Source organism: Rhizobium sp. G187 (assembly GCF_051549525.1).
GTDB lineage: Bacteria > Pseudomonadota > Alphaproteobacteria > Rhizobiales > Rhizobiaceae > Allorhizobium.
Genome location: NZ_JBPUGM010000001.1, coordinates 298,151 through 317,805, shown reverse-complemented (window position 1 = coordinate 317,805; position 19,655 = coordinate 298,151). Strand labels below are relative to the sequence as shown.

General features: G+C 60.5%; 16 protein-coding genes. 7 read left to right on the top strand and 9 right to left on the bottom strand.

What is annotated here, in order from left to right; translation table 11 throughout:
* Nucleotides 1–5: 5 nt before the first annotated feature.
* From ACSV9I_RS01450 to ACSV9I_RS01440, 3 genes are all read right to left on the bottom strand, one after another.
* On the bottom strand, nt 6–1,415 hold the full coding sequence (locus ACSV9I_RS01450; RefSeq protein ID WP_438326677.1) for an FAD-binding oxidoreductase: 1,410 nt from the start codon (nt 1,413–1,415) through the stop codon (nt 6–8).
* A gap of 112 nt (nt 1,416–1,527) precedes the next feature.
* Nucleotides 1,528–4,677, bottom strand: coding sequence for an efflux RND transporter permease subunit (locus ACSV9I_RS01445; RefSeq protein ID WP_438326675.1), 3,150 nt, complete (start codon nt 4,675–4,677; stop codon nt 1,528–1,530).
* Entirely contained in the window at nt 4,674–5,930 is a 1,257-nt protein-coding gene (locus tag ACSV9I_RS01440; protein WP_438326674.1) for an efflux RND transporter periplasmic adaptor subunit, read from the bottom strand. Before ACSV9I_RS01440 ends, ACSV9I_RS01445 begins: the two co-directional genes overlap by 4 nt.
* Nucleotides 5,931–6,209: 279 nt before the next feature.
* Here ACSV9I_RS01440 and ACSV9I_RS01435 point away from each other — a divergent pair, with 279 nt between their 5' ends.
* Nucleotides 6,210–8,684, top strand: a complete 2,475-nt coding sequence (locus ACSV9I_RS01435) for an ATP-dependent helicase (RefSeq protein WP_438326673.1) — start codon at nt 6,210–6,212, stop codon at nt 8,682–8,684.
* 29 nt (nt 8,685–8,713) lie between these two features.
* Here ACSV9I_RS01435 and ACSV9I_RS01430 read toward each other — a convergent pair whose 3' ends face one another.
* The 3 genes from ACSV9I_RS01430 to ACSV9I_RS01420 form a co-directional block, all read right to left on the bottom strand.
* The gene (locus ACSV9I_RS01430) at nt 8,714–9,313 is read right to left on the bottom strand and encodes a thymidine kinase (protein ID WP_054159470.1); all 600 of its coding nucleotides are present in this window, start codon (nt 9,311–9,313) and stop codon (nt 8,714–8,716) included.
* A gap of 166 nt (nt 9,314–9,479) precedes the next feature.
* On the bottom strand, nt 9,480–9,758 hold the full coding sequence (locus ACSV9I_RS01425) for a DUF6074 family protein (protein WP_054159471.1): 279 nt from the start codon (nt 9,756–9,758) through the stop codon (nt 9,480–9,482).
* A gap of 142 nt (nt 9,759–9,900) precedes the next feature.
* Nucleotides 9,901–12,240, bottom strand: a complete 2,340-nt coding sequence (locus ACSV9I_RS01420; protein WP_438326671.1) for a glucose/quinate/shikimate family membrane-bound PQQ-dependent dehydrogenase — start codon at nt 12,238–12,240, stop codon at nt 9,901–9,903.
* Nucleotides 12,241–12,440: 200 nt separating this feature from the next.
* Between ACSV9I_RS01420 and pncA the strand changes: the two genes are divergently transcribed.
* From pncA to panB, 3 genes are all read left to right on the top strand, one after another.
* Nucleotides 12,441–13,061, top strand: coding sequence for a bifunctional nicotinamidase/pyrazinamidase (gene pncA, locus ACSV9I_RS01415; protein WP_438326670.1), 621 nt, complete (start codon nt 12,441–12,443; stop codon nt 13,059–13,061).
* 95 nt (nt 13,062–13,156) lie between these two features.
* Nucleotides 13,157–14,029, top strand: a complete 873-nt coding sequence (gene panC / locus ACSV9I_RS01410) for a pantoate--beta-alanine ligase (protein WP_438326668.1) — start codon at nt 13,157–13,159, stop codon at nt 14,027–14,029.
* A 2-nt stretch (nt 14,030–14,031) separates the two neighbouring features.
* On the top strand, nt 14,032–14,859 hold the full coding sequence (panB, locus tag ACSV9I_RS01405) for a 3-methyl-2-oxobutanoate hydroxymethyltransferase (protein ID WP_438326666.1): 828 nt from the start codon (nt 14,032–14,034) through the stop codon (nt 14,857–14,859).
* Between the two features lie 15 nt (nt 14,860–14,874).
* Here panB and ACSV9I_RS01400 read toward each other — a convergent pair whose 3' ends face one another.
* Nucleotides 14,875–15,135, bottom strand: a complete 261-nt coding sequence (locus ACSV9I_RS01400) for a DUF2164 domain-containing protein (RefSeq protein ID WP_438326664.1) — start codon at nt 15,133–15,135, stop codon at nt 14,875–14,877.
* Between the two features lie 138 nt (nt 15,136–15,273).
* Between ACSV9I_RS01400 and ACSV9I_RS01395 the strand changes: the two genes are divergently transcribed.
* Entirely contained in the window at nt 15,274–15,978 is a 705-nt protein-coding gene (locus ACSV9I_RS01395) for an AzlC family ABC transporter permease (RefSeq protein WP_438326662.1), read from the top strand.
* On the top strand, nt 15,975–16,286 hold the full coding sequence (locus ACSV9I_RS01390) for an AzlD family protein (protein WP_438326660.1): 312 nt from the start codon (nt 15,975–15,977) through the stop codon (nt 16,284–16,286). The genes ACSV9I_RS01395 and ACSV9I_RS01390 overlap by 4 nt, the downstream gene beginning before the upstream one ends.
* 29 nt (nt 16,287–16,315) lie before the next feature.
* Here the strand turns inward: ACSV9I_RS01390 and ACSV9I_RS01385 are convergent, their stop codons facing one another.
* Nucleotides 16,316–18,151 (bottom strand): aminopeptidase P family protein, encoded by a 1,836-nt coding sequence (locus ACSV9I_RS01385; protein WP_438326659.1) that lies wholly within the window; start codon nt 18,149–18,151, stop codon nt 16,316–16,318.
* Between the two features lie 260 nt (nt 18,152–18,411).
* Here ACSV9I_RS01385 and ACSV9I_RS01380 point away from each other — a divergent pair, with 260 nt between their 5' ends.
* Entirely contained in the window at nt 18,412–18,585 is a 174-nt protein-coding gene (locus tag ACSV9I_RS01380; RefSeq protein ID WP_054159546.1) for a hypothetical protein, read from the top strand.
* Nucleotides 18,586–18,742: 157 nt separating this feature from the next.
* Here ACSV9I_RS01380 and ACSV9I_RS01375 read toward each other — a convergent pair whose 3' ends face one another.
* Entirely contained in the window at nt 18,743–19,627 is an 885-nt protein-coding gene (locus tag ACSV9I_RS01375) for a 50S ribosomal protein L11 methyltransferase (RefSeq protein WP_438326658.1), read from the bottom strand.
* Nucleotides 19,628–19,655 lie beyond the last annotated feature (28 nt).

Genomic DNA, 19,655 nt, shown 5'->3' with positions numbered 1-19,655 from the left:
CGCAGTCAGGTGTGAAAGATTTTTCCCGGATTGAAAATTGAGTCCGGATCGAGCGCCTTTTTAACCGAGCGCATGACCGGCAAGGCAGATCCGAGTTCCTCGGCCAAATAGCTCATCTTCCCCTGACCGATGCCATGTTCGCCGGTACAGGTCCCGTCCATCGCCAAAGCTCTCGCATTCAGTCTTCCGATAAACGCCTCCGCTCTCTCAACATCTGCCGCATCCTTGTCATCGAACAGCAGCAATACATGGAAATTGCCATCGCCCGCATGACCCACGATCGGCGCGAGCAGTCCTTCGGCACGAATGTCGGCCTGTGTTTCTGCCACGCACTCGGCCAGCCGCGAAATCGGCACGCAGACATCCGTCGACAGCGCGGCCAGAGCCGGCTGAAGTGCACGGCTCGCCCAATAGGCGTTGTGCCTTGCCTTCCAGAGTTGCGCCCGTTCCTCGGCATTGGTCGTGTAATGAAACGCTTTGCACCCAAAATCCGCCGCGATTGCGGCAAACTGCTGGGATTGCAGCGCTACCGTCTCCTCCGTCCCGTGAAATTCGAGGAACAAGGTCGGTTGTTCGGGGTAGCTTAGATTGGAATAGGCATTGCAGGCCCGCATCTGCATTTCGTCGAGCAACTCAATCCTTGCGACGGGAATGCCGAGTTGGATGGTCATGATCACGGCATTGCAGGCGTCCTCGAGCGAGGGAAAGGCGCAGACGCCACCGCTGATTTTTTCCGGGATGCCCTGCAGCCTGAGCGTAATCGAGGTGATCAGACCAAGCGTGCCTTCAGAGCCAACGAAAAGGCGGGTGAGATCATACCCGGCCGAGGATTTGCGCGCCCGGTGCGCGGTGCGGATTTCCTCACCATTGGCCGTGACGACTGTGAGCGCCAGAACATTGTCCTTCATCGTGCCATACCGCACGGCATTGGTGCCGGAGGCCCGCGTGGCCGTCATCCCGCCAAGCGAGGCATTGGCACCCGGATCAATCGGAAAGAACAATCCGGTATCGCGCAGGTAGGTGTTGAGCTGCTCGCGCGTCACGCCGGGTTCGACGGTACAATCGAGATCTTCCGGATTGACACTCAGGATCGCGTTCATGCGGCTGAAATCAACCGAAATCCCGCCGGAGGGTGCATTGACCTGCCCTTCCAGCGACGTGCCTGTGCCGAAGGCGACGATCGGCACGCGATGTTTGGCGCAAAGCCGGACGACCGCCTGAACGTCTTCGGTGCTTTCAACGAAGACAACGCCGTCCGGCAACTGGGACGAGAGATAGGTCGTGGTGTGGCTATGCTGCTCGCGAAACGACTGGCCTGCCTGAAATCGCGAACCGAACAAGGAAGCCAGCGCGTCCAGAACGGCGGCGATCCCTTCTTCATTGCGCGGTCCCTGGATCACGTCCTTTCGGGCCATGATTCGATACTCCCACATTCATGCTTGGCAGCTGCCCGCTCGGGCATGCGCCAAGCTATGGGATAGGCATACCGATTCGTCCACCCGCATCCAACCGATAGGACGGCAGCTATCACTCGGCCGCCGCGCGCGCCGGCAGACCGGGATCGTTCGCCCCAAGCAAGGTCGCATCCTGCAGCTCGGAATGGAACTTCGCTTCCTCATCCGCATGCGGCTTCGAAAACCGCGCCAGAAGCAGATAGGCCACAGGAGTAATGAACAACGTCACGACCGTCGCGAGGCCCAGGCCGCCGACGATAACCCATCCAAGCGCGATACGCGCCTCGGCACCAGCGCCCTGCGCCAGCACCAACGGGAAACCGCCCAGCACAGTGGCGATCATCGTCATCATTACCGGTCGCAGGCGGATCGCGCAGGCGCTTTCGATTGCTTCACGCACCCCTGCCCCGCGATCACGCAGCTGATTGGCGAATTCGACGATCAGGATCCCGTTCTTCGCCATGACGCCGACCAGGAGCACGAGACCGATCTGGCTGTAGACGTTGAGGCTCGAGCCCGTGACAAGCAATGCAAAGACAGCACAGGCGAGACCAAGCGGCACCGTGGCCATGATGATCAGTGCAGAGATCACGCTTTCAAATTGCGCGGCCAGCACGAGGAAAATGATGGCAATGGCGAAGCCGAAAGTCAGCGCCATGCCAGAGGCATTCTCCTGCAGCGTTGCCGCCTCGGACAGTGGCATCAAACGGGAGCCTGGCGGCAGAAGAGGTTCGGCAATCTGCTCCAGTGCCTCAACAGCCTGCCCAAGTGAGACGCCTTCCGGCAAACCGGCGGAAAACGACACTGCAGCCAACTGCTGTTCGCGGGAGAGCTGGGGGGCGACCGCCCGCTCCTCAAGCTTGGCGATGGTCGACATCGGCACCACCCGCCCGTCAGAAGTTGTCAGGAAGATGTTTTCAAGATCAGTCGGATCATTGATTGGCTGGGTGCTGGAGACGAGCCGAACGGGGATTGATTTGCCGTCGACGAAGACATCAGTGACCGAGCGGCCTTCGAGAAGCGCTTGGAGCGAAGTTCCGATTGCATCAATGTCCACGCCAAGATCAGAGGCGCGCTCACGATCGATGGTCACCGAGATCTGCGCCTGGTTCGGTTCGTTATCGAGCCGCGGCGTGTCGAACGTCGGATTGTCGCGCATGGCTTCGACAACCTTGATCGCAGCTTCGGTCAGGCGCTCATGACTGCTGCCAACCATCGCCATCTGCAGCCCGTTGCCGCCACCGCGAATGCGCAAGCTGTTTGCCTGGATCGCATTGCCGCGGAGCGCCGGCACGCTGGCGGCGGCGGCATTGACGTCCTGAACGATCTGATCCTGCGAACGCTCGCGGTCTTCCCATGGAGCGAGCGTCAGAATGAGGAGAGCACTGTTGGTCGCCCCCTGCCCCGAAATCGAGAATACGTTGGCGATTTCGCCGGCCTCCACCAGCGGCTGCAGGTTTTCCTCAACCCTCTGCAACTGGTCACGGGTGTAAGCAAGGCTGGACCCCTGCGGCGTCGAGAGGCGCATGGTCACCATGGACCGGTCTTCGCGCGGCGTCAGCTCGTTCGGAATGGTCTGGAACGTCATGAAAGCGGCGGCAGAAAATATCGCGGCCACCACCACAACGATCAGCGGATTGCGCAGGCAGGCGCCAAGCGTCCGGCGATACAGGTTGGCGAAACCATCACCAAAGCGCGTCAACAAACCCGGCTTTGGCGCATGGGCACGAGTGAGCATGCGAGACGCCATCATTGGGCAGAGCGTGAGCGCCGTAACGGATGACAGAAGCACGGCCAGCGCCAGCACGAAGCCGAATTCTCGAAAGAGGCCGCCCAGCTGACCGGGCAGGAAAGACAAAGGCACGAAGACAGCCGCAAGGGTCGCGGTCGTGGCCAAGACGGCGAAGAACACTTCCTGCGTGCCAATCACGGCCGCTGCCCGTGGTCCCATGCCTTCAGCCCGTCTTCGCACAATGTTTTCCAGAACGACAATCGCATCGTCGACGACGAGGCCCGTCGCCAAAACGATCGCCAGCAATGTCAGGATATTGATCGAGAAGCCGGCGACATGGATCGCCGCCAATGTACCGATCAGCGCAACAGGCATGGTAAGGGCCGGGATCAGCGTGGCGCGCCAATCGCGCAGGAAAAGATAGAGAACCACGACGACGATGGCAGCCGACAGCAAAAGCGCAAGTTCGACTTCGTGCAGTGCCCCTTGGATAAACACGGCATCATCGCTGCTGATGACGATGCGGGTGCCCTCGGGCAGCACGCCTTTTAACTCCTCGACGGCGGCGGTCACACCCGCAGAGATGCTGAGCGTGTTTGACTGCGCCTGGCGCAAAATGCCGAGGCCAACACCCTGAACGGAGTTGGACCGAAGCGACGTCGACCCATCGTCCGGGCCAAGTGTGATCGTGGCAACGTCGCGCAAACGCACGCGATCGCCGATCAGTACGTTTTCGAAATCCTCGATCGTGGAAAGGCTTGCGGTGGCACGCACCACAATGTCCTGCGTCATCGATTCGAGGGAGCCAGCCGGCACATCGAGCGATGCAGATTGCAAAGCATCGGAGAGGTCCGCGACATTCAAGCCGCGGCTTGCAAGCGCCGCCTGATTGACGTCGATGCGGAAGACCTTCTCCTGGTCGCCGTAGATCTGGACGTCTGCCACCCCCTCGACGGCAGCAAAGCGGTCTGCAATCTCGTTGTCGACAAAATCAGTCAGGTCTTCCATGCTCAGCGACGAGGAGGTCACCGACAGACGCATGATCGGCTGCGCATCGGAGTCGGCCTTCACAATGCGCGGTTCCTCGGCATCGTCAGGCAAGCTGTTGGTTACCCTGCCAAGCGCATCGCGCACATCGTTTGCAGCAACGGCGAGATCGACACTGTCGTTGAATTCGAGCGTGGTCCGACTTGAGCCGAACTGCGAACGCGACGACATCGACTTCAACCCGCTGACACGGGCGAGTGCACCTTCGATGACGGTTGTCACCTCCTGGTCCATGGTTTGGGCCGAGGCGCCGTCATAATCGACACTGACCGAAATCACCGGCTGGTCGACATCCGGCAATTCGCGGACTTCGACGCCGGCAAGCGCCGCCAGACCGGCAACGACCAGAAGCGTGTTGAGCACCGCCGCCAGCACCGGCCGGCGAATGAAGGTCGCAGTAAAACTGCGCGATCCGTCAGACGGGGGCAATTCGCTCGTGCTCATCGGACGGCAACCTCCGCAGTAGATTTCAGCTCTTCAGCATTGGCGACGTTGACTGGGCCGTTTTCGCGCACGCGCTGCAGGCCTTCCACCGCCACCAGATCGCCTTCTTTCAGCGGCGCATCGACAAGAACCTGGTCTGAATTGCGCTGGATAATCCGAACGCGCGTCTTCACCGACTTTTCCTCGACGACCTGCCAGACGAAGGCGCCCTCACCGTCCCACTGCACAGCCAGAGGATTAACGGACGGGTAGCGATCCCCCTCGAAGCGCATGCTGACACCAAACGACATGCCGGCCCGCAACATGTCATCGGCGTTGTCGATCCGTGCCCTGACGCGCATGGTGCGGCTTGCCGGATCGACACGGCTGTCGACGGCGTCAATTGCACCGGAGAACACCTGCCCGGGACGCGAAACCGACGTGGCCTCCACCTGGAGACCCGGTCGCAGTGCCGTGGCGAACCGTTCCGGCGCCCAGAAATCGACGAGCAACTGCGAGCGGTCATCTAGGGATACGATGGAGGTTGAAGTGGTAACATTGTCACCGACATTGACCGCGACAATCCCGATGACACCGTCGATCGGCGCTGCAATCTGACGACGCTTGAGGTTCAACTCGGCCGTGGTCAGCTGCAGTTGCGCTTGCTCCTCGGCAATCTCGGCGTCCAGCACCTCAAGGCGCGAAAAGCTCCGCAGGTTGCGATAGGATTCCGCGCGTTCCGTGGCGCTGCGCAGGGCAACGGCCGCCTGATCACGCAAGATCACCTGCTCTTCACTGTCCAGTCGGGCGATCACGTCGCCCTTTGCCACCCGCTTGCCGGAACCGACCAAAATCTCCGAAATGGTGCCCGAAGCCTGCGGCATGACCGTCACGGCGGCCATCGCCACACCGTCACCGATCGCACTCAGTCGGTCATTGACCACCCCCATGGAAACACGTTCGGCAGCAATCAGGATCGACTGATTGCCGCGCCGCTGCCCTCCACCTTGGCCTGCTCCTTGACCTGCCCCTTGCCCAGCACCGCGGGCCTGGCCCTGTCCATCACCCTGGGCACCTGCAGGGGCACCAGCCCCACGCTTGGGCTGCGCATCACTGCCCTCGGCATTCAACGGACCAGACAGCATCGACACGACACGCTCCGGCGCGCCCATCTGAACAAGCGTCCGGGCCGCTTCGGGGGAAAGCCAGATCCATCCGGCAAGGGCAACCAGCAGAAGAAGACAGGTCGTGGCAAGTTGCTTCCAGAAGGGCATGCTGGGCTCCGGTCGGTCATAAAACGTTTGGAGACAAGTATTGTGCGTTGCACCTCAAAGGCAATGTATGGAATGCAAGCTTACTGATTTGTAATATCACGCGATTTCACGCCGCCGTGATCAACAGCCTCATACCTTCCCAAGGTCGCAAGTGGGAGACGGCAAACGATAGCATGCGGCCAGCAAGGTCGCGAGAAAAATGGCACATCAGCAGTGGACGGGAATAAAACCAGAACGCCCGCACTGGCCTTTCCGACCCGAATCACTACATTGGGCCGCATGAGTAACGGTTTTGACGACATTCCCTTCTTCGACGAAGAGCCGGCACCACGCAAGAAGAGCATCGAACCTGCGCCTGCCCCACCGGCAGCAGGGGGTGGTCTTGGAATTGCGGCGCGCGCCATGGCGGCTCGCGATCAGGCACGCGCACCCGACTATCTGTCCGGCCTGAACCCCGAGCAACGTGAGGCCGTGGAGACCGTCGACGGTCCCGTCCTCGTGCTGGCAGGCGCCGGCACAGGCAAGACACGCGTTCTCACCACCCGCATCGCGCATATTTTGGCAACCAACAGCGCCTTCCCGAGTCAGATCCTCGCCGTCACCTTCACCAACAAGGCGGCACGCGAGATGAAGGAGCGCATTGGCCTCCTCGTCGGCGGACAGGTGGAGGGCATGCCCTGGCTCGGCACATTCCACTCGATCGGCGTCAAGCTGCTGCGCCGCCATGCAGAACTGGTCGGCCTGTCGTCGGATTTTACGATTCTCGATACGGATGACGTTGTCCGGCTGATCAAACAGTTGATCCAGGCCGAAGGCATCGACGACAAGCGCTGGCCGGCCAAGCAGTTCGCCGGCATGATCGACGGGTGGAAGAACAAGGGCCTGGACCCGGCGCAAATCCCCGAGGGTGATGCCCGTGCCTTCGCAAACGGCAAGGGACGCGAACTCTATGCCGCTTACCAGAACCGATTGAAGACGCTGAATGCCTGTGATTTCGGTGACCTTCTTCTGCATCCGATCCGCATGTTCAAGGCCAATCCGGATCTCCTGAAGGAATATCACCAGCGGTTCAAATACATCCTGGTCGACGAGTATCAGGACACCAACACCGCTCAGTACATGTGGCTGCGGCTGCTTGCCCAGCGTCCGCCGGGCGTCGCACAGAATGTCTGCTGCGTCGGCGACGACGACCAGTCGATCTATGGCTGGCGTGGCGCGGAAGTCGACAACATCCTGCGTTTCGACAAGGACTTCCCCGGCGCAAGGGTCATCAAACTCGAGCGCAATTATCGCTCGACCGAACATATCCTCGGCGCTGCCGGCCATCTGATTGCCCATAATGAAGGCCGCCTCGGCAAAACGCTTTTCACCGACCGTGTCGACCCGAATGACGAGAAGGTCGTGGTTCACGCCGCTTGGGATTCGGAAGAGGAAGCCCGTGCCGTCGGCGAGGAAATCGAGCAGCTGCAGCGCAACCAGCATCCGCTAAACAACATGGCGATCCTTGTGCGCGCCTCCTTCCAGATGCGCGAGTTCGAAGATCGCTTTGTCACGCTTGGCCTGAACTACCGCGTCATCGGCGGCCCGCGCTTCTATGAGCGGCTCGAAATCCGCGACGCCATGGCTTATTTCCGGCTCGTCTGTCAGCCAGCCGACGACCTCGCTTTCGAGCGCATCGTCAACACGCCGAAGCGCGGCCTCGGCGACACGACGATCCGCAATCTGCACGACTATGCCCGGGCGCGCGACATCCCGATGCTCGCGGCAGCGGGCGACATCATCGAGACCGACGAATTGAAGCCGAAAGCCCGCAAGGCGCTTTTCGATGTCGTCACCGATTTCCGTCGCTGGCAATCCCTGCTGGAGAACACACCGCATACCGAACTTGCCGAGCAGATTCTCGATGAGAGCGGCTACACCGCGATGTGGCAGAATGACAAATCCGCAGAAGCGCCGGGGCGGCTTGAGAACCTGAAGGAACTCATCCGCTCGATGGAAGCCTTCGAAAGCCTGCGCGGCTTCCTCGAACACGTCTCGCTCGTGATGGATGCCGAGACCAACGAGAACCTCGACGCCGTCTCGATCATGACACTGCATTCCGCCAAGGGTCTGGAATTCGAAACAGTTTTCCTACCCGGTTGGGAAGAAGGCCTGTTTCCGCATCAGCGCGCGCTCGACGAAGGCGGCCGGTCTGGCCTCGAAGAGGAACGCCGCCTCGCCTATGTCGGCATCACCCGCGCCAAGCGCCGCTGCCATATCTGGTTTGTCTCGAACCGCCGCATCCACGGCCTGTGGCAGTCAACCATGCCGTCGCGCTTCCTCGACGAATTGCCGCCCGCCCATGTCGAGGTAGCCGAAACCGAGACCAGCTATGGCGGCTATGGCCGAAACCCCTATGGCCAGTCGCGCTTCGACAAGCAGGAACCGTTCCAGAACAGCTATTCCACGCCGGGCTGGAAGCGAGCTCAAGCCAACAAGACCGACGCCACTCGCGATAATTGGGGGAGCCGTTCCGGTCACGCCGTCGAGCGCATCGGCTATGGCGAAAGCGGACCACGGGCAAAAACCATCGATGGCGAACTGGTGGCGAAGTCGACCACATCCGAGCCGTCACGCTATTCAGTCGGCGACCGTGTCTTCCACATAAAATTCGGCAACGGAAACATCGCATCGATCGAAGGCAACAAGCTGACGATCGATTTTGATCGCGCCGGCCAGAAGCGGGTTCTGGACGGGTTCGTCGCACCGGTCTGAGACGACATGCACGCAGGCTGAGGAGCGCTTCAAGCGCTCTTCAGCACTTCCTCGGCCGCAAACGCCGCCTGCCAGTGGCGGCGGCAGAGCGACATATAGGTCTCGTTGCCACCAATCATCACCTGGGCGCCATCCTTGAGCGCCTTGCCGTCCTCCCCCATGCGCACGACCATGGTCGCCTTTCGTCCGCAATGGCAGATGGACCGCGCTTCGGTCAATTCGTCAGCGATGGCCAGCAGCCCCTGGGAACCGGGAAAGAGTTCACCGCGAAAATCGGTGCGCAATCCATAGGCCATGACCGGAATGTCCAACGCATCAACGATCTGCGCCAATTGCCAGACCTGATCCGCTGTCAGGAACTGCGCTTCATCAACAAAGACGCAGGACAAAGGCGATGCCATGTGATCGGCCTTTACGGCAGCGAACAGGTCGTCTTCAGGCCCGAAGGCATCGGCTTCGGCCTTCAACCCGATGCGGGATCCGATCCAGCCTTTACCGACGCGATTATCGATTGCGCTGATGAAGGTCGCGACCCGCATGCCGCGCTCCTTATAGTTGTAGGCCGCCTGAAGAAGAAGCGTCGATTTGCCAGCATTCATGGTGGCATAGATGAAATGGAGCTTGGCCAAATGCGGGTTCGCTGTCTGTGAGGTTTCCGTCTGGCCCCAATAAAGGAGGTCGCCCGCGTGGCGCAAGCGCGACACCGGGTTGCCAACAGCAACTGCACACAAGATTCAAACGAAAGCCCCCTCGACGCGTCGAAGGGGGCTCATACTTGGCGACGAAGAGAGAATATCAGCCTTGCGCGGCTTCATCCCGGTGCAGCCACATCAGCTCGATCTGAACTGCTGCCTGAAAGTCCATAACCTCGGCGCGCATTTCGTCGTCCGGGCAGCCGAGAGCCAGCAGTTCCTGACCGAGCCCGCGGCAGGTCGCCTTCCAGAATTGTTCGGCTGCATGGCCATTCAGCTTGTCGAGTTCGACGGCCGAACGCCGGACCAGGTCCCGACGGCTCGCGAGTGGAAAGAAGGCGATGGTCGAAACAGTCTGGCCAGTCATGGCGGATACACCCATGCAAAACATCCTCAGGTAACAGCATGGGTTTAGAATCAGATGGTTAACGTTCCGTTTCGAGGCGAACCCAATCCTTTGGAGGTGTTCCGAATACAGACACGCCCGGCATGGCCGGGCGTGTCGAAAGTCAGGTTTTGAAGGCTTAATCAGCCAGCGTATAAGCGATCACATAGTCTCCTGGCTTGGTGCCAACGGAGCCATGACCGCCCGCGACCATGACGACATACTGCTTGCCGTTATCGAGCGCATAGGTCATCGGCGTTGCCTGACCGCCGGCGGGCAACCGGGCTTCCCACAACTGGTCGCCAGTCGTCAGATCGTAGGCGCGCAGATAGTCGTCAACTGCTGCACCGAGGAACGCCACGCCCCCCTTGGTGATCATGGGGCCGCCGATCCCGGGTACCCCGACCTTGAAGGGCAGCGGCAGCGGCGTCATGTCGTAAACCGTGCCATTGCGATGCTGATAGGCGATCTTGCCGGTACGAAGGTCAGCACCTGCAACAGTGCCCCATGGCGGCGCCTGGCAGGGAATGCCGAGCGGCGACAGGAACGGCCCCATGACAACACCATAGGATGCACCCTCGTTGCGATTGAGCCCCTGCTCCGAACCCGTTGCCCCTTCCACCTTTGGCGGAATGTCCGCACGCGGAACCAGCTTGGACGTGAAAGCGAGATAGGTCGGCATGCCAAACATCACCTGACGCTCAGGATCCACCGCAACCGAGCCCCAGTTGAAGGTGCCGAAATTACCGGGATAGACGAGCGTGCCCTCAAGCGATGGCGGCGTATACTGACCCTCGTAACGCAGTTGCCGGAAGGCAATGCGGCACATCATCTGGTCGACGATGCTAAGGCCCCACATGTTGCGCTCTTCGAGCGTTGGCGGGCGGAAGGTCAAACCGGAGATCGGCTGGGTCGGGGCGGCAAAATCATCCGCGATGGCGCCGCCAGGTGCCGGTAGTTCGGTAACAGGAATGATCGGCTCGCCGCTGCGTCGGTCAAGCACATAGATATCCCCCTGCTTCGTCGGCCCGACGAGAGCGGGAACCACTTGACCTTCAGCATTGGTGATGTCCAGAAGGACTGGCTGTGCGGGTACATCCATATCCCAGAGATCGTGGTGGACGGTCTGGCGCACCCAGCGATCCCGACCCGTATTCACGTCGAGGGCCACGATCGACGAGGAATGCCGCTCCACCGCCTCGGTCCGTCCCATGCCAAGTTGGTCGGGCGTGCGATTGCCAAGCGGGATGTAGACAAGCCCGAGTTCTTCATCGACCGAAAAGACCGACCAGCTGTTCGGCGAGTTCGCCGTATAGGTTTCGCCTGGCGCCAGCGGTTCGGTCCGCTCAGGATTGCCGCTGTCCCAGTTCCACAAAAGCTCGCCAGTGTTGACATCGAAGGCGCGAATGACGCCCGAGGGAGACTGGATTGAGTAGTTGTCGTTGACGGCGCCACCGACGATGATCTTGTTGCCGACGATGACCGGTGGCGACGTCGAATAATAATAGCCTGCAGGATTGAAAGGCATGTTTGCTTCGAGCTGCAGCATGCCCTTGTCGGCGAAACTTTCGCACACGGTCCCATTCGTCGCATCAAGTGCGATCAGTCGCGCATCTGACGTCGGCAGGTAGACACGGCTGGCGCAGGCGGCACCGGGTGTTGCCGTTGGATCAGCATAGTAGGTCACGCCCCGGCAGGTCTGGTGCTGACGATCCGGGTTTAGTCCGGCATTGGGATCGTATTTCCAGATCTCCTTGCCAGTTTCCGCATTGATGGCGATCGCCCAATTGTGCGGCGTGCAAAGATAGAGGGTATTGCCAACCTTGAGCGGCGTCACCTGATAGGTCGTCTCGCCCACATCCTGCGGCAGCTTGACGTCGCCGGTCTGATAGGTCCAGGCGACCTTGAGATCCTTGACGTTCTCCGTATTGATCTGCGTCAGAGGCGAATAGCGCTGACCGAACTGCGTGCGGCCATACTGATGCCAGTCCCCATCGGGAATGTCATTGCCGAGATTGGGCGCGGCCACGACCTGATCGGTTGGAAGCTGGCCTTGACGATCATAGGGGTCGCTCAGCAGTGAAATGCCCGCGACCACCACCGACAGCAACACAGGCAGGCCGAGCGCTAAAAATCCGACGTTCCAGCGACCAGTCTGCCGATCGGGGTGCAAACCTCGGCGCAGTGGCGGCAGCATCAACCAGAGACCAAGGACAACGACCAGGCCACCGCGCGGTCCAAGCTGCCACCAGTCAAAACCAACCTCGTAAACAGCCCAGATGAGGCTGCCAACGATGAAGGCGCCGTAGAGCCACAGCGCTTCAGCGCGCCGCCTGTACAGAAGCAATGCAGTGGCCAGAAACACCATACCGGCAATGAAGTAATAGGCGCTGCCACCAAGCAGCAGCAATTGTGCGCCGCCGCCGCCGAGCACAAGGCCCAGCAAGCCGAAGACGACCGCAGTAAGGGTCAGGAGCATGTTCAAGTCCAATCATATATCGAAATAAGACCATCCCCCGTTAAGCGATGGCGACGTGTGCCAAACGTGGCAAATCCGCAATTGTTCCTTTTTGGCCAACCTCAGGACAGGCCACGTTTTGGCAGCAAGAAATCAGGATGCCGGCCTTGATTGGAAGAGCGGCACTTGCCATCTTGCACCGCACACAGATGGAGCGCGACATGACCAAGGCCTTGCTGCTGATCGATATTCAGAACGGTTTCTGCCCGGGTGGAAACCTGCCGGTCGCAGAGGGAGCGGACATCGTGCCGATCGCCAACAGCCTGATGAACAGTGGCCACTATGATCTTGTCGTCGCTTCGCAGGACTGGCATCCGGCCAATCACGGCAGCTTTGCATCTCAGCATCCGGGCAAGGCACCCTTCGATATGGGCGAGCTTTCCGGCCAACCTCAGGTGATGTGGCCGGACCACTGCGTGCAGGGCACACCTGACGCCGAATTTCATCCAGAGCTGAACGTAAGCGCCATCGAATACGTCCAGCGCAAGGGAGAGAACCCGGCCGTCGACAGCTACTCCGCCTTCCGCGACAACGACCGATCCGCCCTGACCGGCCTTGCAGCGTATCTGCGCGACCGAAACGTCACGGAACTCGACATCATGGGGCTCGCCACAGACTACTGCGTCCAATTCTCGGCGCTTGATGCAGTCGACATGCTGCCAGGCGTGAAGATCCGCCTGATTGCGGATGGCTGCCGTGGCATCGATCCAAAGGGTGTTGACGATGCTCTCTCCGCCATGCACGCGGCGGGCGTCGAGATCATCCAGAGCAGCGACATCTGAGATTGTAGCCGGAAGCGCAAAGGATCTGTGCGATTGCCTTTTTTTGCGCCACGCGTTAGAGCCCAGCCGAAGACTTAAGAGGGAGGACGCCGCATATGGACGTCATCACCACGATCGCCGAATTGCGGGAAAGGCTGAAGCCGCACCGCCGCGCCGGCCAGACGATCGGCTTCGTACCGACCATGGGCTACCTGCATCAGGGCCATCTGACTCTGGTCGGGAATTCGAAGTCTGAAAACGACGTGACGGTGGTCTCGATCTTCGTCAATCCGTTGCAGTTCGGCCAGAACGAGGATCTGGAGAAATATCCGCGCGACCTGGAACGCGACAGGGCCTTGCTCGCAGAGGCCAACGTTGACATTCTCTTCGCTCCAACGGTCGCTGACATGTATCCGGAACCGATGCAGACCGTCGTAGACCTGCCGAAACTCGGCTCGGAACTCGAAGGCGAAGCCCGCCCCGGCCACTTTGCCGGCGTCGCCACCGTGGTGACGAAACTGTTCAACATCGTCCAGCCCGATGCCGCCTATTTCGGCGAAAAGGACTATCAGCAGGTCACAATCATCCAGAAAATGGTAGAGGATCTCGCCCAGCCCGTCAGGATCGTCCCGGTCGCGACCGTGCGCGAACCCGACGGTCTCGCCTGCTCGTCCCGCAACGTTTATCTTTCGGCGCAGGAACGCGCAGCAGCCGTAGTGGTGCCGAAGGCCCTTGCCGAGGCCGAGCGGCTCCTTCTGACCGGCATCCGCGACGCCTCGGTGCTCGAAGCAAAGATAACCGACTACTTGCGCCGCGAACCTCTGGCCAATCCCGAAGTTGTCGCGATCCGCAACCCACACACACTGGAGCGGATTGATACGATCGACGGACCGGCACTCGTGCTTCTCTATGTTCGCTTCGGAGCAACCAAACTTCTCGACAACCGCATCATCGGCCAGGCGGCCGCCACCGGCATGGAGGCCGCGTAACCATGAGCACTCCCCCGCGCCAAAAGCGCTTCACCCCCGCAGACATCCTTGCCCTCAAGGGCAACCGACCAATCGTTTCGCTAACGGCTTACACGACGCCAATCGCGCGGATTCTGGATAAGCATTGCGACCTGCTCTTGGTCGGCGACAGCCTTGGCATGGTGCTCTATGGCATGGACACGACGGTCGGCGTTACCATGGACATGATGGTCGCGCACGGTCAGGCGACCATGCGCGGCGCCTCGCGCGCCTGTGTCATTGTCGACCTGCCCTTCGGTTCCTACCAGGAAAGCAAGGAGCAGGCCTTCCGAAACTCCGTCCGCCTGATGAAGGAAACGGGCTGTGACGGCGTCAAGCTTGAGGGCGGCGAGGAAATGGCAGAAACTGTGGCCTTCCTGGTCAGCCGCGGTGTTCCTGTCTTCGGCCACATCGGACTGATGCCGCAGCAAGTTAACACATCCGGTGGCTATCGCTCCAAGGGTCACAGTGAAGCGGAGCAGGACAAGATCCGGCGCGACGCCCGCGCCATCGATGAAGCCGGCGCCTTTGCCATGGTCATCGAAGGCACGGTGGAGCCGCTGGCCCGCGAAATCACCGCCAATGTTGCAGCAGCCACGATCGGCATCGGGGCGTCACCTGCCTGTGATGGTCAGGTCCTCGTCTCCGACGACATGCTCGGCCTGTTCAACGAGTTCAAGCCGCGTTTCGTGAAGCACTTCTCAGAGCTGGCCAATGTCATCGACAAGGCCGTCGCTGACTATGCTGAGGAGGTGAAGGCACGCAGCTTTCCGGGGCCGGAACACACATTCCAGATCCGGACGAAGAAATAAGCGCTACCGGAGCGGTCAGCGATCCGTTGGCCGCTCCATCTCGAACAGCGCGTCGTTGATCTCATCAACTTGCCGCGCAAGAAGCGCCTGAGCATCTCTCAGACCCTCATTGTAAAAGTGCGGACCGATAAGCGCCGCCACCGCTTCGACAAGACCCTCGGCCTCAAAGCGGCCGATGTCGAGGGCCAGTTCGTCGCTCAAATGTGCCTTGATCTTCAGGGCGACCTTTTCCAGCGCCTGCCTGTCCAGCGTCTTGTCGATACCGTCTCGGGCCAATGCCGGATCTCCGTTCTGCCGCTATGAACGCGGTCGAGCCATGTCTGGGCATCAATCCTTCTGGCCGTTCCATCAAACCTATTGGTTTGCGGAGCACGGGCGAACAGGTTAGCTGAAGATGCGACACGAGAGAACAGCATGTCCCGTTCAGACTTTTTCGAGGGCGCCATCCGCGCCCTGCCCGTCATCATTTCCGCCGGCCCCTTCGCCATCCTCTTTGGCGCTGTTGCGGTCGCCAATGGCCAGACTGTCGCTGAGGCGACGCTGATGAGTGCGACCGTCTTTGCCGGTGCCAGCCAATTGGTCGGCATCGAGCTTTTCGGCCAAGCCGTGCCAATGTGGGTGATCGTGCTGTCGATCCTTGCGGTGAACTTTCGCCACATCCTTTACTCTGCAGCGATAACGCCCTTCATGGACCATTTCACCGGGCCACAAAAGGCGCTGAGCTTTTTTCTCCTCACCGATCCGCAATTTGCCGAAACGCTCTCGCGTGGCGAAGCCGGCAGGGCCGTGACCTTCTCCTGGTATTTCGGTTTCGGCGCGATGATCTATATGCCCTGGGTGATCCTGACCTCCGTAGGCGGGCTGGTCGGATCGATCATGGGAGACCCGGCATCGTGGGGGATCGACATCCTCCTTCCGCTCTATTTCATGGGACTGGTGCTCAGTTTTCGCCGGCGTGACAATTACCTAGCCATCGTCGTGGTCAGTGCCGCCGTTTCCATTCTCGCACAGCATCTGGTCGGCTCGCCCTGGCACATCAGCATCGGAGCACTTGCCGGCATAGCGCTCGCAGCGCTTTTGCCGCCACCACGCCGCGAGCAGAAGGAAGCTGCGCCATGAGCACCCTTCTCACCCCTTACATGACAATGCTGATTGCAGTGGCGGCAGCCGCAACCTTCCTCACCAGGATCGGCGGTTATTTTCTCGTCAAGCGGTTGGAAGTCATGCCGCCACGGCTGGAAGCCGCGCTGAACGCCGTGCCGGCAGCCGTTCTGACCACGCTCGTCGCGCCGGCCTTCTTTTCTGGCGGCCTCGATGTAAAGGCCGCGATGCTCGCGGCCCTCCTGGTCGGTTTTCGTTTTTCCGCAATCCCGATCCTGATCACCGGCTGGGCCGTGGTAATGCTGGCCCGCCAGTTTCTCGGCTAGTCGCGCACGGGGTTGCGCCAAGCCTCCGGTCAGCGCCCGAAAGGCTCTGTCGCCTGCTCGAGCCAGGCTTTGACCGAGGCATCCTCGATCAACGGCAGCAGCGCCGCGCGTGTCTGGGCGTGATAGTCGTCGAGCCAGCGCAGTTCGTCCCGCGTCAACAGATCTTCGACAATCAGCTGACGATCGATTGGCACGAAGGTTAGGGTCTCGAAGCCGAGCATCGGCTGATCCCCGCCGTCGATCGCCTCAGTCTCCCGCACATAGATCAGGTTTTCAATCCGGATGCCGAAGCTACCGGGGCGATAATAACCCGGCTCGTTAGACAGGATCATACCGGGCAGCAGTTCCTGCGTCGACAGACGCGCAATCCGCTGTGGCCCTTCGTGAACGGAGAGATAGGAACCGACGCCGTGGCCCGTGCCATGGGCAAAGTCGGCTCCAGCCTTCCACAGCGCTATACGAGCGAGCGGATCGAGATCGCAGCCACGCGTTCCCTTTGGAAAACGGGCCGTGCTGATCGCAATCATGCCCTTCAGCGCCAGCGTGAAGAAACGCCGCTGCTCGTCTGAGACCGAGCCGACTGCGACCGTCCGGGTAATGTCGGTCGTGCCGTTCACATATTGCGCACCGGAATCGATCAGGAACATCTCGCCATCGTTGATGCTCCGATCGCTATCCGTCGTCACACGGTAGTGCATGATCGCGGCATGTTCGCCGGCACCGGCAATGGTTTCAAAGGACAGATCCTTGAGCGGGTTTTGCATCCGCTCGCCGACCCGCAATCGGCTCCCTTCGAGTGCCTTTGCAGCCGCAATTTCGGTCAGGCTGCCAGGCGGCTGCGCACCGAACCAGTGCAAGAACTCGACGACGGCCACCCCGTCCTGAAGATGTGCGGCAGCGGACCCGTTGAGCTCCGTCTTGTTCTTCACCGCCCGGCCAAGCTTTGCCGGATCATCGCCTTCGATGACCTCTCCACCAAAGGTGCGGATCATGAAGATGAGGGCAAACGAGGTCAGGTCGGGATCCACAAGGATACGGCAGCCGCCCGTAGCAAGCTCTTCAAGACGTTTGGCAAGGAGGCTTGGTTCGACCAGTTCGCAGAGGTCGCCGAGATAGGAGCCGACATCCGAGTTGATCTTGCGGCCGTCGACAAAGAGTTGGGCCTTGCCGTTGGCGGTGATGATCGCGCGCGAAAGCGGATGCGGCGTGTGCGGAACGTCGGCACCGCGAATATTGAAGATCCATGCGACAGACGAGGGGTCTGTCACCAGCACCGCGTCGAGCTTCTTGTCCGAAAGTTCGCGTGCGATGCGCGATAGCTTTTCCCCGGCCGGCATCCCGGCGAGCGATTCTCTCTGTATGGACACAGGTCCAAGCGGCTCGGCCGGGCGATCTGTCCACAAACGATCGACAGGATTAAACGGCAGAAGCACGAGCGTGCCCCCCTTGTCCGCCAGCGCCCTTTCGATACGGCGCACTTCGGCGCCTGTATGCATCCAGGGATCGAGACCGAGGCGAAAGCCAGCATTGGCATGCGTCAGGATCCACTTATGCGGTGGCTCGCCGACAAGATCCCCACGCGTAAAGACGGTGGTATCGACCTGCTGGTCAAGTTGGGTCACATAACGGCCGTCGACAAAGACGATTGCCGAGCTCTCGGTGACCAACAACTGGCCTGCAGAACCGGTAAAGCCCGTTGCCCACAAAAGCCGCTCGGCAGAGGCTGGAACATACTCACCAAGGAATTCGTCAGAGCGCGGCACGAGAATGGCGTCGACCGCCAATTCGGCAAAAAGACCTCTCAGCGCAGCGATCCGCGCCTTGCCGTGCTCGGGTGTGGATTTGACGTCGAATGACTGAAACATGACATGCCTGCACAATGAATGGGAATCCTGCGTCGCTTATAGCAACTCGCTACCTGCCTGCCCATCCACCTCATGGGATGGACCTGCCGTCCGTCGGGCTGCCCCGCGCCCTTGTCCAAATTTTCAACATCGCTCATGTTGCTATGCAGCATACGCAGGCCTCCCGTGAGGGAAGCCCTCTGCCTCGACGCCCGCATTTCCTCTATATCAGGGTCATCACCGGCGCTGTTGATGCGCTGCAACCGAAAAGGATCAGAGAGATGGCACAGTCTTTCCTGCGCACTGCCTTCAACAATCTAGTCGAAGCACGTCAACGCCGCGCCGACCTCTATGCCACCGGAGCCTTGCTCTCGCTCGACGACGCCTCCTTGAAGGCCATCGGCGTCACCCGCGAAGAACTCCGCCGTCGTCCGGCCCAGCGCGCTATTTTCTAAAACTTGCCGCGCTCCTGGCGCGCAGACGAGTAGTATCCGCTTGAGCCGCTGTCGTTGGGCTCGCGGAATGGCACCCGACATGTGGTGCCCAAGGCGGCTCAGCGATGAGCCGCCTATTTTTTTGTCTGATGCAAGCTTTGCGAACTGACGTAAGGGATCAACCCTTGCCTTGCGTGAAGTGGATGGTCACCCAGCCACTGCGCCAAATTGTCCGCACATGAGAAAGGCCAGCGCCGCTATAGGCCGAAATCACCTTCCAGCGCTGCGCCGCCAGGATGCCCGACAGGATCACCGAACCGTCCTTGGCTAGGTGCTGCACGAGTTGCGGCGCCATCTTGATCAGAGGTCGCGCCAGAATATTGGCAATGATCAGATCAAAGGGCCCGTGCTGGGCGAAAGCGGTGGAATGGAAGCCAGGCGCAGTTCGAAAATCGATCCCCTCGACGACCTTGTTGCGTCTCGCGTTGTCGCGCGCGACACGCACCGCGATCGGATCGATATCCGTCGCCAGCACCGGCACCTTGACCATCTTGCGCACCGCGATGGCCAGAACACCGCTGCCGGTGCCCAGATCCAGCGCATTACGGACTTTGCGCGAGCGCACCACGGTCTCAATCACTTCGAGGCAACCGGCCGTCGTGCCGTGATGGCCCGTCCCGAAGGCCTGACCGGCATCGATTTCGATCGCAAGATCATGCGGCTGCACCTTGTCGCGGTCGTGCGAACCATGCACCAGGAAGCGCCCTGCCCGCACCGGCTTCAAGCCTTCAAGCGACTTGGCGATCCAGTCAATGTCGGGAATGATCTCGCGCACCACGATAGCGTCGGGAAAATCCTCCTTGATGCAGCCCTCGAAGCGCGGCCGGACCTCATCCTCGTCCTCGGCCATCATATAGATGGACGCCTCCCAGATATCGGCCTTTTCATCGACCTCGGTCGTTGCGATCGCAAAATCCTCTTCCCCGAAAGCCAGGCTCATCAGGTCGAGAATACGGTTTGCACCATCTTCTGTCGTGGAGACGTAAAGGCGGATTTCACTCAAGCGCGCAGTCCTCAAAGTTCAATGGTCC